General features: G+C 70.3%; 14 protein-coding genes and 1 tRNA gene. 9 read left to right on the top strand and 6 right to left on the bottom strand.

All coding sequences use genetic code 11. The features are described 5' to 3' along the window. Positions 1-20 precede the first annotated feature (20 nt). The 3 genes from AIF0345_RS14005 to AIF0345_RS13995 are packed head-to-tail and all read left to right on the top strand — an operon-like array spanning position 21 to position 3818. Positions 21-860 (top strand): class II fructose-bisphosphate aldolase, encoded by an 840-nt coding sequence (locus AIF0345_RS14005; RefSeq protein WP_268917988.1) that lies wholly within the window; start codon positions 21-23, stop codon positions 858-860. 28 nt (positions 861-888) lie between these two features. After that, positions 889-2343 (top strand): FGGY-family carbohydrate kinase, encoded by a 1455-nt coding sequence (locus tag AIF0345_RS14000; protein WP_285296491.1) that lies wholly within the window; start codon positions 889-891, stop codon positions 2341-2343. Continuing rightward, positions 2340-3818, top strand: a complete 1479-nt coding sequence (locus AIF0345_RS13995) for an FGGY family carbohydrate kinase (RefSeq protein WP_285296490.1) — start codon at positions 2340-2342, stop codon at positions 3816-3818. Before AIF0345_RS14000 ends, AIF0345_RS13995 begins: the two co-directional genes overlap by 4 nt. Before the next feature lie 47 nt (positions 3819-3865). Here AIF0345_RS13995 and AIF0345_RS13990 read toward each other — a convergent pair whose 3' ends face one another. Then, a complete protein-coding gene (locus AIF0345_RS13990) occupies positions 3866-4627 on the bottom strand; it encodes a GntR family transcriptional regulator (RefSeq protein WP_285296489.1) in 762 nt (253 codons plus the stop codon). A gap of 210 nt (positions 4628-4837) precedes the next feature. On the opposite strand from AIF0345_RS13990, the gene AIF0345_RS13985 reads away from it, so the two are divergent. Continuing rightward, positions 4838-5866, top strand: a complete 1029-nt coding sequence (locus AIF0345_RS13985; RefSeq protein WP_268917984.1) for an alcohol dehydrogenase catalytic domain-containing protein — start codon at positions 4838-4840, stop codon at positions 5864-5866. A gap of 96 nt (positions 5867-5962) precedes the next feature. Here AIF0345_RS13985 and AIF0345_RS13980 read toward each other — a convergent pair whose 3' ends face one another. Then, positions 5963-6598, bottom strand: a complete 636-nt coding sequence (locus tag AIF0345_RS13980; RefSeq protein WP_285296488.1) for an NAD(P)H-dependent oxidoreductase — start codon at positions 6596-6598, stop codon at positions 5963-5965. A 136-nt stretch (positions 6599-6734) separates the two neighbouring features. Between AIF0345_RS13980 and AIF0345_RS13975 the strand changes: the two genes are divergently transcribed. The 5 genes from AIF0345_RS13975 (at position 6735) to AIF0345_RS13955 (ending at position 10401) form a co-directional block, all read left to right on the top strand. After that, positions 6735-7538: a CPBP family intramembrane glutamic endopeptidase gene (locus tag AIF0345_RS13975; protein WP_285296487.1), complete on the top strand. Its 804-nt coding sequence runs from the start codon at positions 6735-6737 to the stop codon at positions 7536-7538. 108 nt (positions 7539-7646) lie between these two features. Further along, positions 7647-8870, top strand: a complete 1224-nt coding sequence (locus tag AIF0345_RS13970; RefSeq protein ID WP_285296486.1) for a DUF4041 domain-containing protein — start codon at positions 7647-7649, stop codon at positions 8868-8870. Between the two features lie 212 nt (positions 8871-9082). Further along, the gene (locus AIF0345_RS13965) at positions 9083-9301 is read left to right on the top strand and encodes a hypothetical protein (RefSeq protein ID WP_285296485.1); all 219 of its coding nucleotides are present in this window, start codon (positions 9083-9085) and stop codon (positions 9299-9301) included. 30 nt (positions 9302-9331) lie between these two features. Beyond that, positions 9332-9583 carry a hypothetical protein gene (locus AIF0345_RS13960; RefSeq protein ID WP_285296484.1) on the top strand — a complete coding sequence of 84 codons (252 nt, stop codon included), beginning with the start codon at positions 9332-9334 and terminating at the stop codon, positions 9581-9583. Further along, a complete protein-coding gene (locus tag AIF0345_RS13955; protein ID WP_285296483.1) occupies positions 9580-10401 on the top strand; it encodes a DUF1828 domain-containing protein in 822 nt (273 codons plus the stop codon). Before AIF0345_RS13960 ends, AIF0345_RS13955 begins: the two co-directional genes overlap by 4 nt. 127 nt (positions 10402-10528) lie before the next feature. Here the strand turns inward: AIF0345_RS13955 and AIF0345_RS13950 are convergent, their stop codons facing one another. The 4 genes from AIF0345_RS13950 to AIF0345_RS13935 form a co-directional block, all read right to left on the bottom strand. After that, a complete protein-coding gene (locus tag AIF0345_RS13950) occupies positions 10529-11140 on the bottom strand; it encodes a hypothetical protein (protein WP_285296482.1) in 612 nt (203 codons plus the stop codon). A gap of 93 nt (positions 11141-11233) precedes the next feature. After that, positions 11234-11310, bottom strand: a tRNA-Lys gene (locus AIF0345_RS13945). Between the two features lie 710 nt (positions 11311-12020). Then, a complete protein-coding gene (locus tag AIF0345_RS13940; RefSeq protein ID WP_285296481.1) occupies positions 12021-13751 on the bottom strand; it encodes an ABC transporter ATP-binding protein in 1731 nt (576 codons plus the stop codon). Beyond that, positions 13748-15739, bottom strand: coding sequence for an ABC transporter ATP-binding protein (locus AIF0345_RS13935; RefSeq protein ID WP_285296480.1), 1992 nt, complete (start codon positions 15737-15739; stop codon positions 13748-13750). Before AIF0345_RS13935 ends, AIF0345_RS13940 begins: the two co-directional genes overlap by 4 nt. Positions 15740-15962: the final 223 nt, after the last annotated feature.

The following is a 15962-nucleotide window of genomic DNA, read 5'->3' as shown; positions in this document are numbered from 1 at the left end:
GGCCCATTGAAAGGAGAAAAGTGCCTCTCGTCAGCGGATACAAGGTGATTGAGGAGTGCGTCCGCAACGGATGGGTGGCGGGCGCCTTCAATACGACCAACATCGAGACCACGATGGGCATCGTGGAGGCGATCGGGCGCGTGGGCGTGCCCTGCTTCGTCCAGGTCGCCCCCACCAATGTCGTCCTGTCCGGCTATGACTACATCTACGACGTGGTCGCTCGCAGGCTCGAGTCCTGTGAGGTCCCGGTGGCGCTTCACCTCGACCACGGCAAGGCCCTCGAGAATGTGCGGGATGCGCTTGCGTCTCATTTCACCTCGATTATGCTCGACTACTCGGCGCACCCCTATGAGGAGAACGTGTCGGCATCGAGGCGGGCGCGCCGGTGGTGCGGACGCACCGTCTCCCTCGAGACCGAGCTCGGATCCATCGGGGGCAAGGAGGACGACGTCGAGCCGGAGCTCGCGACGATGACGGACCCCGCGCAGGCGAGGGCCTTCGTTGAGGAGACCGGGACCGACATGCTCGCCGTGTCGGTGGGCAATGTCCATGGTTACGCCCCGGACGCGCGGATCGACTTCGAGCGCCTCGCCGCGGTGCGCGACGCGAGTCCGGCTCCTCTGGTCATCCATGGGGCCTCCGGCCTTCCCGACGGGCAGCTCTCCCGCCTGCACGAGTTCAACGTCGTGAAGGTCAACGTGGCGTCGGATCTGCGCCGCGCGATGATCCGGGTGTTCGGTGAGGCGTACGCGGCCAATCCGCATGAGAATGCGCTCATCCGCGTCTCCCTGGAGTCCGTGGACGCGATAGCCGATACGGTCGAGCACCGCATCAGGGTGCTCAACCCCGCACTGGGGTGACCTGAGGCGAGAGGCGCAGGAGGCGGCAGTGCTCCCGACGGTCACTATTGACATCGGTACGACGAACGTGAAGGTAGGCCTATTCGACGAGGAAGGCGGTGCTGATTCTATAGAGGTTGTTCCGACGCCGACCCGCGAGGACGGGTGGGGAGAGATATACGATGCACGGGCGCTGGAGCGCATCGTCTCCGATTTCATCGGCGGTCAGGGTGCCGCGGTGCGCTCGCGGATCCAACGGATCACGGTCGGGGGCGTCGGCGAGTCGGGAGCGTTCGTCTCGGCGGAGACGGAGTTGGCCTCACCGCTCATCCTGTGGCACGACCAGCGGGGGAGGAAATGGATTGACAGGCTCTCCCGGGAGGAGAGGGGGCGGCTGTACCGGATTACCGGACTGCCTGCCAGCGCCAACTACGGCCTGTCGAAAGCCGCTTGGGCGCTCGAGAGGATCCTGGCCGAGGGCCGGAGCGCCGCCGGACTGGTGTGGCTCAATGTGTCGGAGTACCTGGCGGCACGGATGACCGGTAAGCGCTGGTCGGAGTACTCCCTGGCCAGTCGCACGCTCGCACTGGACGTGAGCACGAGGTCGTGGTCGGCAGAGGCCTGCGCGTTGTTCGGGTTGTCGACGGCCCTGTTCCCCGAGCTGCGCGGCGCGGATGCGGGGACGGCTGTGAGCCCGGGCTTCGCTGCCCGCGCCGGGCTTCCGGCCGCGACTCGTGTCCATGTTGTCGGTCATGATCACATGGTCGGCGCCGTGGGCGCGGGGCTGGGGCCCGGAGAGCTCCTCGACTCGACCGGCACGACCGAGGGACTGGTCTCTGTCGCAGACGAGCCGAGGCTGGATGCGCGGGCGGAGGCGGCCGGGCTCGCCAACGGCGTCTTCTGCGCTCCCCGGTGGTGGTCCCTCTTCGGCTCGATTCCCACGGGCGGATCGGCATTCGCCACTCTCCAGACGATGCTCGACATGGCCGCCGCAGAGGTGAGCCGCCGGGAGGGCGATCTCCCGGAGAAATACCTGGCGGGAAGAATCGACCTGAGCAGGCTTCCGGTCGTTCTTCCCCGTTTCCGCGGAGCTCCGCTTCCCACGAAGGATATTCGTGCGCGGGGGGTGGTCGTGGGGCTGCGAACCGACACCACGGCCGACGAGATCATCCTGGCGACCTTCGTGGGGCTCGCGTTTCAGTACCGCGATGTCGTCTCGCTCTTCGACGCGACGACCGAGCAGGTCAAGGTGATCGGTCCGGCGGCCAAGGACCGTCTGTGGTTGCAGCTCAAGGCCGACGTCCTGGGAGTGCCGCACTCGGCGTCGACCGTTGCCGAGGTCGTCTCGCGCGGTGCGCAGGCGCTGGCATCCGGTGAGGACCGGCGGTGGGATGACTGGGGGCCCGTTGTCATTCGGCCCGATCGGGTTCGCCACGCCCGGTTGGCCGAGTGGTTCGAATCGGTGCGCCGGCGGTGGGAGCGCATGAAGGAGATCTCGTCATGAGCCCCGTAGAGGCGTCGTCGATCGGCGCGGGCCCGACGCGGATTCTGGTGGCCGGCGTGGACTCCTCCACGCAGAGCACCAAGGTGACCGTACGCGACCTCGCCACCGGCCGGCAGGTCCGGGCGGGCAGGGCGGCGCACCCTGCTGGCACGATCGTCGACCCGAATGCGTGGTGGGATGCTCTGCTGACCGCGGTCTCTCGCGCGGGAGGGCTCGATGACGTGGCGGCCATCTCGGTGGCGGGTCAGCAGCACACGCCCGTCCTCCTGGACTCTCGGGGGCGGGTGGTCTGCGACTCCCCGCTGTGGAACGATCTCGGATCCCACGCCAGCATGCTCGCGCTCAACGAGGAGCTCGGGCGCCGGGAGTGGATCCGTCGTACGGGTCTGCCGATCACCCTGTCCGATACGGCGCCGAAGCTGCGATGGCTCCGCGACACCCGCCCGCGGTGCGCCGAGCGCACAGCGGCCGTCGCGCTGGTCCACGACTGGCTGACGTGGCGTCTGATGGGGCATGGAGATCAGGACGGTGGCGATATCGGCGCTCTCACCACGGACCGCTCGGAGGCGAGCGGGACCGCGTACTGGGACGGGCGAGGCGGACGGGTCGGCACCTACTGCCAGGACCTGGTCGAGCTTTCGTTGGGCCACCGCCCGCACCTCCCGCGGGTCCTGGGGCCGCTCGACGTCGCCGGTGCAACCGGAGCGGGCATCGCGGGCGTGCCGCAGGGGATTCCCGTCGGAGTCGGCGCCGGCGACAACGCGGCTGCCGCCCTGGCCCTGGGCGCGTGCAGGGGGGACGTCATTATGTCGCTCGGAACGTCGGGCAACGTGTACGCGCGCAGCGCTGAGCCGACATATGACTACTCGGGGCACGTGTGCTCGTACGCCTCGGCCACGGGGGACTATCTTCCCCTGGCGGCGACTCTCAACGCCACCAGGAACTTCGATGTCGGGGCGGCTCTGCTGGGAATCACCTGCCCCCAGCTCGACGAGCTGGCCCTGGCCGCGCCGCCCGGTGCCGGCGGGCTGACGCTCCTTCCTTTCTTCGAGGGCGAGCGCACCCCGGACCTTCCCAGGGCGCGCGCCTCTCTGCATGGCATGAGCCTGGGGAACCTCAGCCCGGGCAATCTGGCTCGGGCCATTATCGAAGGCACGCTGGCGGGCCAAGTGGCCATGCTCGACAACCTCGCCGACTGCGGCCTTCCCGCCGAACGTCTCGTTCTCATCGGAGGCGGCGCGCGGTCCTCCGCGGTTCAGCAGATTCTACCGACCATGGTGGGCACGCCCGTCGTCGTCCCCGTCCCCGACGAGTATGTTGCCAAGGGCGCCGCTATGCAGGCCGCCTCCACCGTCACGGGAGACTTCCCGGTGTGGGGTATGGAGATGGTCCGCATCCCCGAATCCGATTATGACTCACTGGTGCGGGACCAGTACGACAGCGCGATGCGGGCCATGGGCTACGAGCCTTACTGACCCCGTGGGCGGGAGGCCGTTGGCGGACCCTGTCGCCCTGGCGGGGCTCAGGAATTGGAGATGTTGATCTCCAGGGGGACGGTATCGGTGAGCACCCATGTCTCGTAGTAGTCGACCGCTCGATCTCCGCGCGTCCAGGATGTCGAGTCGATTCGCAGCAGGGGATGTCCCTCCTGGATCCCGAGATGACGGGCCACGTAACCGGGGGCGCCGAGCCCGTGGATCGTTCGTCTTGCCCGCACGATCTCGAATCCCGCGTCGGCCAGGGCGGAATTGAGCGAGGACTCTCCGCTCAGAACCGCCGACGCATCGGAGATGAGGCGGCCGGCCGCCCCGGGTATCCAGTTCGTGGAGAAGAGGGCCCTGCTCCCGTCCAGAGACCGCACCCGCTCGATGGCGAAGACCTTGTTGTCCGCCACGTCCAGGGCCTTTCTCACGCGGTCGGGGGGCTCAGTGAACCGGGCGTTGACGACCGCGGTGGTCACCCCCTTGCGGCCGTGTCTGACTTGAGAGTCGAGGAATCCCTCGGCGTCCTGAACCACCCAGGACGAGGCCGTACCCGGAGCCGCGGCGAAGACTCCGCGTCGGGGTATCCGCTCGGCGAGGCCCTCGTTCTCCAGCTTGGAGAGCGCCTGACGAACCGTCGCCCGAGACAGGCCGAACTCCTCGCACAGCTCGTGCTCGCTGGCGAGCTTCTCACCCACCGGGATGGTCCCGGAGGCGATGCGCTCGGAGAGGATGACGAACAGCTGGTCGTAGTAGGGCGTCGGTGAGTTTCGTTCGATCACGCTGGCTGTGTTGTCGGGCATGGATCTTCCTTCAGAGACGGACTGGGCCCAAGGTACCCCCGGGAGCGGGACCGACGCCACTGATTGTATGTACAGACTGTACAAGCCGGACGGAAGTTGCTAAACTGAGTACCGCTGGCGCACAGGGGCGCCGGCGCGGGCGGGCGCGCAGTGACGCCGAGGCGTGTTGCGCGGCGCGCGGTACGAGAGCGCCGGCGAAGACGCGCGCTCATGACTCACGGGAGCACCACCGACATGACTCAGACCATGCGAGCCGTCGTCGCCGATGGAAAGGGCGGAACAGAAGTCCGGCACCTGCCGATTCCCGTTGCTCGGGACGGGTGGGTCGTCATCAAACCTACTGCCACCGGCGTGTGCGGAACGGATCTGCACCTCGTCTCCGGAGACTATCCTCATGGGCGATTCCCGGTTGTGCCGGGTCATGAGTTCGCCGGTCACGTGAGCCAGGTGGGTGCGGGTGTTGAGGGAATAGCGGAGGGGGACTATGTCGGCGTCAACCCGAATATCTCCTGCGGCGAGTGCGAGTGGTGCTCTATCGGAGCCACGAACCTGTGCGAAAAGCTGCTGCCGGTCGGAGTCGCGGTTGACGGATCGTGCGCCGAGTACGTGGCCGTGCCGCAGGGAGTCGTTTTTCACCTCCCGGATTCCATATCGGAGGCCGTCGCGCCCCTCATCGAGCCGTTCTCCTGCGTTCTGCACGCTCTGGAGCGCGTTCCGGGCTGGGGCGAGAAGAGGCTCCTCATCTTCGGCGCGGGTTCTATCGGCCTCATGGGCGTTGTCCTGGCGCGCGCCGAGGGCGTGTCGGGGATCTGGGTCGTTGAGCTCAACCCGGCGCGTCGGCGGGCCGCGCTCGATCTGGGTGCCGACGCAGCGGTGGCGAGCGTGGACGACCTGGAGCGCCGTGGCGGATTCGACCTGGCGCTCGATGCGACCGGGCATCCTGCGGCTATCGGTGCGGCGGTTGGCGCGCTGCGTCCGCGCGGCCGACTGATCCAGATGGGTGTCGCCTCCGAGTCGGCTCGTATTGAGGTCAGCCCTTATGAGATCTACGCCAAGGAGCTCACGATCGCGGGCTCGAACTCGCTGGCTGAGAAGTACGGCGAGTCCGTCGAGCGCATGCAGGATCTGCAAGACCGGCTGGCGAGTCTGGTGACCGGCCGTTTCGTCCTCGAAGAGTACGACGAGGCTATTGAGGCGTCCAAGAGCCCCGAGCACATTAAGGTCCAGGTGCGCGCCTGATGAGGGGCCTGCCGCGGGGTGCCCGCGCCTGCCTGCCGCGGGGTGCCTGCGCCTGCCTGCCGGGCCTGTTGCGCTCTGCGGTGAGCACTGCCTGCTTCAGTGGGTGTGTTTGATGGTCTTGATCTGGTGGGTTGCGGCTTTGGTGACCTGCTTCAGGAAGTCCTGGCGCTGCTGGGGGGTGTCGTTCTTGCTCTCCATGCCGCCCATGATGAGGTGCTGGGTGACGCGCAGCCCGCAGTAGCCCAGGACGGCGCGTGCGATGCGGGACACCGGTCCGTTCGGTGCCAGCCGGGTCCACAGGCGCGGGGCGTGGGAGGTGGTGATGATGGTGGCTGTGCGGCCGTCGAGCAGCCGTTCGGGTGTCGGCTTGCCGGCCTGGTGCCGGTAGGCGATGCCGGGGGCGAGGGTCCGGTCGAACCAGCCCTTGAGAAGGGAGGGCTCGGCCGACCACCAGGTGGGGAAGGCCAGGGTCAGGTGGTCGCAGGCGAGGAGCTCGTTCTGCGAGCGGGTGATGAAGGGGTCCTCCGGCATGCGCTTCCGGTAGCCTCCGCGCAGGACCGGGTCGAAGTCGGTGGTCGCCAGGTCCAGGAGGGTGACGGTGGCGCCGGCCTGCTGGGCGGCGTCGGCGTACGCGCGGGCCAGGGCGTGGGAGTAGCTGTGCGGGTCGGGGTGCCCGGCGACGACCAGGAGGCGGGGGCGGCGGGCGGTGGGTCGCGACGTCGTGGTGCTCACGACTGACCAGCGTAGGGAGGGGGCGCCGGGGGCGGTATCCGGGATCCCCCTGGGCGTGTGCTCGCGTGCGTCGGGGCCATCTCAGGGTGTGAGGGACTCTTGACGCAGATGTCAAGGAAACCATACTTTTTCACGCGTGGTCTCCTCCTCCGATCCTGTCTCCTCGGGCACCAGCACTGCTGCTCCCGCCCTTCCCCGCACCGCGGTCCCTGTCGCCCCCGACGCCGCAGCGGTTCCCGACGCCGCCGCCCCCGTCGTCGGCGCCCCCTGGTCCTGCCTGGCCCTGGCCATGGGGGTCCGGCCCGCTCTCGTCATCGCCTTCGGCGCCGCGCTCTGGGCGATGGGGCGGCCCCTGCTGTGGATGAACGTCCTCATCATCGTGATCGACGTGGTCACCCTCGCCCTGGTCCACGGCCTTCTGCGCGCCGAGGGGCGCGGGCTGACCGACCTGCTGAGCTTCCGGGGCGCCGACGTCGGCTGGGGCCTGCTGTGCGGGCTCATCAGCCTGGTCGCCTGGATGCCCGCTTTCCTCATCGGCAACCTCGTCGCCTACCAGGGGGCGCCGCCCGCGTCGTCGTACCCTCCGGTGCCCCTGTGGATCGGGGTGCTCAGCGTCACGATCATGCCGGTGACCATAGGGCTGGCCGAGGAGGCCCTCTACCGCGGCTACCTCCAGCCCCGCCTCCAGGGGCACATCGGGCTGGTCGGGGCCGTGCTCGCGGCCTCCGTCGTCTTCGGCCTCCAGCACATCGGCTTCGCCTTTCCCGACGCCCAGGCGATGGTCGCCAGCGTGGTGCGGACCTTCCTGGCCGGGCTCGTGTTCGCCTGGCTGCTCATATGGCGCAGGCGGGTGGCGCCGCTGGCCGTCGGGCACTGGCTGATGGACCTGCTCGGGCTGGGGCTCCCCATGCTGATCTGGTCGCTGCAGCAAGGGTGGTGAAGCCTGTGAGACCTCGGAACATGGAGCCCGCGACCCGCCGCCGCGCAGCAGGAGATCGCCGCACTACGACAGGTCCTGGCGCAGGCCGGTGGCGGTGACGTCCTGCGGATGCGCGACGCCGTGGCCCAGGAGCAGGCGCGCTATGACAGCATCCACGCAGAGCAGGAGGACCGACGGATCAACGGCGAGCAGAGGCTTCAGGCGCTGGACGCGGCCCTCAGCCAGCGCGACGCGCAGGTGAGGGCGGCCGACCGAGAGATCAGGTCCCGCGCCCAGCGGCTCGCGGACCTCGACGTACACTTGGCCGACGCCCAGGTCCTCACCGACGCCGGACTGAGCAGCTACCCCCACCCGGCAGAGTCCTCTGTAAGGCTCAAGGAGAGGCTCGACGACACGAGGGCCAAGATCAAGAAGATGGTCCGCGACAAGACGGCCGTCCAGGCCAGCACCACCTTCACCTTCAACAACTCGGCCGCCCAGGGCCGCAAGTTCGTGGCCGACATGTCCAAGATGATGCTGCGGGCCTACAACGCCGAGGCCGAGAACTGCGTCCTCACTGTCAAGGCCGGCAACGGCGAGGCCGCCAGGAAGCGCCTGGAACGTGCTCGCGACCAGGCTCAGAGGCTCGGAACCATGATCGATCTGAGTATCGACTACCGCTACCACCACCTGCGCCTCGAAGAGCTCCGGCTGGCCCTGGAGCACCAGAACGCGAAGAAGGCGGAGAAGGAGGCGGAACGCGAGGAGCGGGCCCGGCTGCGCGAGGAGCGCAAGGCCCAGAAGGAGCTGCAGGCCGAGCGTGACCGCCTCGCCAAGCAGAGAGACCACTACCGCAACGTCCTCGCTCAGCTGGAGGCGCAGGGGCGCACCGAGGAAGCCGTCGAGATGCGCACGCGCATGGAGGAGGTCGACGCGGAGATCGAGACCGTCGACTTCCGCACCGCCAACATCCGCGCCGGCTACGTCTACGTCATCTCCAACATCGGCTCCTTCGGGGAGCGCATGGTCAAGATCGGCATGACCCGCCGCCTCGAGCCGATGGACCGGGTCAAGGAGCTCGGCGACGCCTCCGTTCCATTCAACTTCGACGTCCACGCCCTGTTCTTCTCCGAGGACGCGGTAGGCGTGGAGACCAGCCTCCACCACCACTTCGCAGACAAGCGCGTCAACCGCATCAACAACCGCCGCGAGTTCTTCTACGTCACTCCCGCTGAGGTCCGCGACGCCCTGACCAGGATCGCCGGCAACCTGCTCGAGTTCACCGAGGAGCCCGCCGCCGAGCAGTACCGGGAGAGCCGACAGATTGCGGCAGGCACGAGCGAGGCCGCCTGATACGCGCCCACTGTAAAAACTGTTGCAGTAGCTGACGCCTGCGGTCAGGGTCGTCTACCGCGCACGACCCCAGCCGTGAGCGCATAACATCTTCAGGGCTCCGGCTCTTCCCGGTAAGGACTCTCTATGCGCCGGCGTACCCCTGTCGGAACTGTTCTGGTCGGCCTGGCGGCCTGTCGGCCTGTCGGCCTGGCGGACGAGTGGAGGCCTTCATGGTGAAGCGCGAGAGGCCGCGCCACGCGGTCGGGGCGATCAGCCCCGCGGTGATGGGATACCTGCTCGGGGAGTCATCCAGGGCTCGCACGGACGGCGAGATGGTGTGGACCTCAGACAAGCCCCGCGATGTCCGTAACCGCGTCACGGTTCTTACCGGCACCATCGAGGTTGAGGGCGCCTACCTGCAGATGCAGTACAACACGCCCCGCCCCTGAGCAATCTCTCTGCTTTACCGTGGGGCCGACGTGCCCGTCCGCCGCGTCTGCGTCCACGGCAACGGGCACGGATTCGGCCGGGCCACCCACATGCACACCTACCGCAGTGCCGACGGCGGCGAGGAGTGCGTCCTCGTGCCCGGCTCATTCCCCGAGTGCCCCATCTTCTCTAGCGTCACCAACGACGATCGGCGCATGATGTTCATGGCATTCGCCGGCCTCTGTCACGTGTCTACCGACACGCTGACATGGGTCGACCCGCCAGAGAAGGAGGAGAGGTGATCAGCGTGGACGCCAGGACCATGACTTCCAAGTACCTGGGAGCCCTTAACGACGGGCTCGAGGCGATGGAGACACCCGACGGGCTCGTCATCTGGGTGCCCGCCTACTACAGCGACAACGACGGCGTCGTCCTGTCCGTGCGCGCCAGCGCCGGAGGGTGGGTCATCACCGACGACGGCTCCACCATGTCTCACCTCCGCACCGCTGGCGCAGCAACCGACTCTCCGTCCTTCCTGGCCGCCTGGGACAGGATTGCCCGACCGGCAGGAGCGTTCGTTCCCGGCGACCCGGGTACCGAGGACGGCGAGATCACGGCCTGGGCCACCGACGAGAATATCGGCGACGTTCTCAACCTCGTAGCTCTCGCAGCGGTACGCGCGGAGGGCCTCGCCTTCATCCGCGAGCACGAGGGGGGAGAGCGGTTCACGACGAAGATCCTCCGACAGATCACAGACCTCATGTCCAGCTCGGCGGTAGCAGCGCGAGGACTGGTGCGGGGTAACACGGTGGGGCCGCGCTCCGGCCGGCGCAAGCGCGTCACCGCCTCGATCGAGTCCGAGGGGAGAACACTGGCTGTGTTCCAGACGCTGAGCGGACGGGACGAGCCGTCGCGCGAGCGCTCGTTCGAGCACGCGTTCACGCTGCTGAGCCAGGCCCAGATCGGGCCCGAGAGCCGGTACGCGGTCCTGGACCGCCCGGAGGAGTGGGAACCTGTCGTCCTGCACGAGATGCGAGAGGCAAGCACTCTGCTGCCATACGGCTCCGACTTCGACGAACGGCTCGCCGGCATCGTCGACAGGCTTCCGGCCACCGTCTGAAGTAACAACAGAGGGCGGGGGCCTGCACCGTGTGGTGCGGGCCCCTTCTCGTGCTCCGTAGGTCATTTGAGGATGATCTTGTAGGCTCCTGCGCCTACTGCGGTCAGGAGCAGCAGGCACGCGAGGGTCAGGAAGGCGATGTCCAGGCCGGTGCGCCGCTGGTAGAGCCGGGGGCGTTCTTGGGCTGTGCGGTCCACGGGAGGCGGTGGGGGGGGCGGTGGGTGCCCATGCGCGAGTAGCGCGTCCTGGCGTAGGCGACGAAGAAGTACAGGAAGGGCCGCATCCTGGTCATGTGCGCCAGCGACTGGGTCGCGTCCTGCGTCCCGGCGCCGGGCAGGTCCTGGTCCGGGTCCTCGGTCTCGGCCAGGTCCCGGGGCACCGGCGGCCGTGGCCGCCGGGCACCAGCAGGCTCGGGGACCGGCATCTGGTCGTCGGGGAGCCGGTCGAGGGGATCCTCGCCGGCCTGGGCCGGGTCACTCACCCAGGACCTCGCGGCGGTAGGACATCGCGGACAGGGAGACTCCGAAGTAGGCGAGGCGGTCATCGTGATGGTGTCCATGCCCTGGGCGATGCAGGCGCGGACCTCCTTGGCGGGCATGAGCACGTTGCCGGCGAGCTCGTTGGCGTAGACCTCCGGGGCCGTGCCCCTGCCGGCCTCGGGGCGGGCGTTGACGAGCGCCATGTACACCGATCCCTCGCCCTTGCCGCGCGCCACGCCAGCCCCCCGAGGTGCAGCCATCAGTGCAGCCATAGCGTAGCGGAAATGGGGGATATAGGCGCCTCCGGCGCCCCGATGGGGCAGGACTTTCTGTTGCTATCGAGGGCTTTTCGCTGGTGCCCCCTGTGGGGCTCGAACCCACGACCTTCGGATTAAAAGTCCGCAGCTCTAACCGACTGAGCTAAAGGGGCATGCCATCGTGCGCGGGATGGCCCGAACCGGACGGCGCGCCCCAGCATAGTCGCCGCCACCGCCGTCGGCGGCATGTCCCGGCCGCTTGCTCCACCCGCACCCGGCCGGGCGGCCCCCAGGCGGCTGACTGCGGGGTTGGGGGCGCTGGTGGTGGGGAAAAGTGATCATCCCACGCAGCTTTAAGGCGATCGGTGTCATCGGGTGCGACGAGAAACGGCGTGATTCCGCGGTTTTGTGGTGCAGGTCGGGCGGCGCGGGGGACTAAAAGTGCGTGGGATGATCGCTTTTCGGGACGTCGGCATCCGGCCGGCATCCGGCTGGTGCCCGTCGGGCGCCCTGTCAGACTCCTTGGACCGTTCTCGGAACGGAATTACGCTCAGGCTCAACGAAGGGCGCCACCCGAGGCCTCGGCGCGGCCGACAACCGCAGCCGATGCCGCACTGACCTGCGGGCCATGACACTGGCCGCTCTGCACCGCTTCGCCCGTGACGGGTGGGAGGGCTGCTCGTCGTGGGCGGTACTCAGCCCGATGCCGGCGCCATGCTCAGCCGGGTCTTCCAGAGGCTGCCCGCTCGCAGAGCCTGTCGAGATAGACATTTTCGTACGAGATCGGCGGTGACACCGTCTACCTCGTACGAAAATGTCTATCTCGACGATGCGGGGCCGGCCAAGCAGGCCGGCCAAGCAGGCCGGCCAAGCAGACCGCCCGTCACGGCCGGATGGTCCACTCGGCGGCCGCGCGGCGCTCGCGCCAGAAGTCGGCGTAGCGGCCTCCTGCCGCCAGCAGGGCCTCGTGGTCCCCGGCCTCGACCAGGCGCCCGCCGTCGAGGAACAGGATGCGGTCGGCGTGCCGGACGGTCGCGATCCGGTGCGCCACGACGACCACGCTCCGCCCCTCCGCGACGAGCTCGCGCACGCCCGCGCCGACGGCGGCCTCGTTCTGCGGGTCGAGGGAGGAGGTGGCCTCATCGAGCAGGACGATCGGGGCGTCCTTGAGCAGGGCGCGGGCGAGGGCCACCCGCTGCCGCTCCCCGCCGGACAGGGCGACGCCGCCCTCGCCGGTGCAGGCCCGCCAGCCGTCGGGGTGGCGCTCGACGACCTCGTCGAGCCGGGTGGCGGCCGCCGCCCGCCGCAGCTGCGCGTCGGTGGCCTCCGGGGCGGCGATGCGAAGGTTGTCCTCAATGGTGCCGTCCAGCAGGTAGGCGTCCTGGAAGGCGATGGCCAGCGTGCGCATGAGCTCAGGCGTGGGGATCTCGCGCAGGTCGGCGCCCCCGATCCGGATGGAGCCGGCGTCGACGTCCCAGAACCGGGCGATGAGCCTGAGCAGCGTGGTCTTGCCGGACCCGGACGGCCCGACGACGGCGGTCAGGCCGCCCTGGGGGATGGCGACGGTGAGGTCGTCAAGGACGCGGGCCTCCTCGTAGCCGAAGCCGACGCCCTCCAGCGAGATACCGTGCCCGGCGGGGGCGCGTCCCGGCGGCGACGGCTCGGGCAGGGGCCGGGCCTCCAGGATGGCGCTCACCCGCTCCAGGGCCACGTCGGCGGCCTGGACCGCGCCGGACAGGCCGGCGATCTGGACGAGCGGCTCGATGAAGCGCGCGGCGAGCACGAGCACCGCGACGGCGTCGGGCACGGCGAGCTCGCCGCGGGTGGCCAGCCAGGCCCCGGTGACGATGATGAGGGTGAAGCCGGCCTGGACGACGCCGACGTAGGCGTACTGCGGCGCGCTCTGCCGGGCGAGGGCGCGGCGGAAGGCCCGCCGCTGCTCGTCCAGGGCGTGCTCCATGGGGGCGAATCCGGCGCCGGCCCGCCCGGTGGCGCGCAGGACCGGCTGGGCCTGGGCGAACTCGATGGCGCGGGCGGCGGCCTCCTCGGAGGCGTCGTCCAGCCGGCGCTGGGTGTCGCGGATGACCGGCGTCGCCCAGCGCATGACGAGCCCGACGGCGGGCACGGCCGCCGCGAAGGCCAGGCCGAGCCGCCAGTCGACGGCGAGCACGCCGACCGCGATGGTGGCGGGGGTGGCGATGGCCGCGATCCGCTCGGGCCACAGCAGGGAGACGACGCTGGCGGCCGAGGGCGCGCTCTGTGCGACCACGCGGGCGATGCGCCCCGGCGCCCGGCCGACGTACCAGCCGAGCGGGAGCCGTCCGAGGTGGTCGCCGAGGTCGTGCTGCAGGTCGCGCATAATCCGGTTGGCGGTCGGGTAGCCGACTGCGTGCCCCCGCCACACGCCCGCCAGGTGGGCGGCGCCGACCGCCCCGATCGCGAGCAGCCACCCCGCGGCCTGGCGTGTGCGGACCGGCTCGGACAGCAGGGCGCGCAGCAGCGGCAGGAGCATGACCAGCACGACGCCCTGGCCGACGCCGGCCAGCGCGTAGCGCACGGCGAGTGCGCGGATCGGGCCGCGGTGCGGCCACAGCCTCAGGATGCGGCGGATCATCGGGTCGTCCCCCTCCCGCTCACGGCGGGCCCGGGGCGGGCCGCCCCGGATCGGTCGGCCCCGCCCGGAGCGCAGTCGTGCGGGGCGGGATCGCCCGGGGCCCGACGCCGGCTCCGGGGCTCGCCGTCGCCCCGACGCCGGTCTCCGGGCGCGGGCCCATTCCGACGCCGGTCCCGCCTCCCGGCCCGGCCGCTGTCCTCCCCGCCCTGGCCTTGGCCGTCGTCCCCGCCCTGGGCGTCCCACATGTCCCGGTAGCGGCCGCCGGCGGCCAGGAGCTCCTCGTGGGTGCCGCGCTCGACCACCCGGCCGGCGTCGAGCACGACGATCTGGTCGGCTCGGCGGACGGTGTACAGCCGGTGCGCGATCACCACCAGCGTGCGCCCGCGCGTCAGGGCTCCCAGCGCCTCCTGGACGGCGTGCTCGTTCTCGGGGTCGACGTGGGCGGTCGCCTCGTCCAGCAGCACGATCGGGGCGTCCTGGAGGAGGGCGCGGGCGATGGTGATGCGCTGCCGCTGCCCGCCCGAGAGCGCCCCGGAGCGGCCTGACACCACTGTGTCGTAGCCCTGCGGCAGCGCCATGATCGTCTCGTGCACGCGGGCCGCGCGGGCGGCCGCCTCGACCTCGGCGTCGCTCGCGCCGGGGCGGCCCAGGCGGATGTTCTCCCGGACCGTGTCGCGCACCAGTACGACGTCCTGGAACACGGTCGCGACCAGGGCCAGCAGCCGCTCCTGCGGGATGTCGCGCACGTCGACGCCGCCGATCCGCACCGCCCCGGCGTCGACGTCGAAGAACCTCGGGACCAGGAGGCTCAGCGTGGTCTTGCCGGACCCGGAGGGCCCGACGACGGCGGTGACGGATCCGGCGGGGCACTCCAGGTCCACCCCGCGCAGCACGGGGGAGGCGCCCTCGTAGCCGAAGGTCACCGCCTCGAAGCGGATGCCGTGGGCGCCCGGCACGGCCGGATCGCGTGGGGCGGGCAGGGGCGGCTCGGCGAGGATACCGAGCAGGTGCGCGGCGGCGGCCCGTCCCCTGCGCAGCTGCTGGGCGCCCTGGATGATCGTCATGAATGGCGCGGGCAGGCCCACGCCCACCAGCAGGAAGGGCAGGAGGTCCGCCGGCTCGAGCGCCCCGGCGAGGATGAGGCCGGTGCCGGCCCCGGCGACCACCAGCAGGACCAGGGCGGGGGAGAGCAGCATCCTGGAGGTGAACATGGCGCGGCCCGCCTCGGCGACCCAGGCCGCCAGCGAGTCGCCCAGGCGGTCGACGGCGTCGGCCAGCCGCTGGCGCGCCCGCCCCGCGCCGCCGTAGGCCTTGACGACCTCGATGCCGTCGACGTACTCGACGACCGCATTGTTCAGGTCCACCTGCGCCCGGGTGAGCTCGGCCATGCGCACCGGCATGGTCCGGTGCGCATGGCCGAGCGCGAGGGCCGCGGCCGGGAGCGCCGCCAGGGTGAGCGCGGTCATGCGCCAGTCGGTCGCCACCAGGTAGACGAGCGCGGCCGCGGGGAGCCCGACCGCACCGGCGAGGTCGAGGACGGCGTGGGCGACCATGTGGTGCATGTCCTCGATGTCGTCCTCCATCGCCTTCTTCAGCTCACCGGAGCCGCGCCCCGTGAACCAGCCCAGCGGCAGGGCCGCGGCGTGCCGGGCCAGCCGGGTGCGCAGCAGGCGCTGCTGGTCGGCGTCGGCGTAGTGGGTGATGAGGTTCGCCGCCACCATGAGCGCCAGGCGCCCGGCCGCGCCGGCGACGCCGACCGCCACCCACGCCCACACGACGGCGTCGCGGCGTGTTCCCAGCAGCTCGCGGCCGATCTGGGCGACGACCGCATACGGCAGCAGGCCCGACGCCGAGCCGACGAGCGCCAGGGCGGCCCCGAGCGCCAGGCGCCCGCGGACGGGGCGCAGCAGCTCGGCCACCGCCCTCCACGACCCGGGCTCGCGGACGCCGTCCGACGGCGGGGCCGCGTCCGGGCTGTGCAGTGCCATACGACGCTCCTCCACGTACCAATATCGATGACTGACCGTCGGTCACTAATATAGTATGTGCTTCGCGCCGCGGAGAACAGGAGCGGAGTCGCGGGGGTAGGCTGTCGGCCTGCGGTCCGGGACTCGCGCGAGCCCGGGGCGGGACGACCCGGAGCCGGACCCGGCTCGGACAGGACCTGAGCGGGGCCCGGCCGAGTCCGGGACGGGCCGAGCCGGTGTGCGC

The sequence above is a fragment of the Actinomyces israelii genome (genome assembly GCF_030253495.1).
In the GTDB taxonomy this organism is placed as follows: Bacteria; Actinomycetota; Actinomycetes; order Actinomycetales; family Actinomycetaceae; genus Actinomyces; species Actinomyces israelii.
This window is presented reverse-complemented; position numbering and strand designations above follow the sequence as displayed.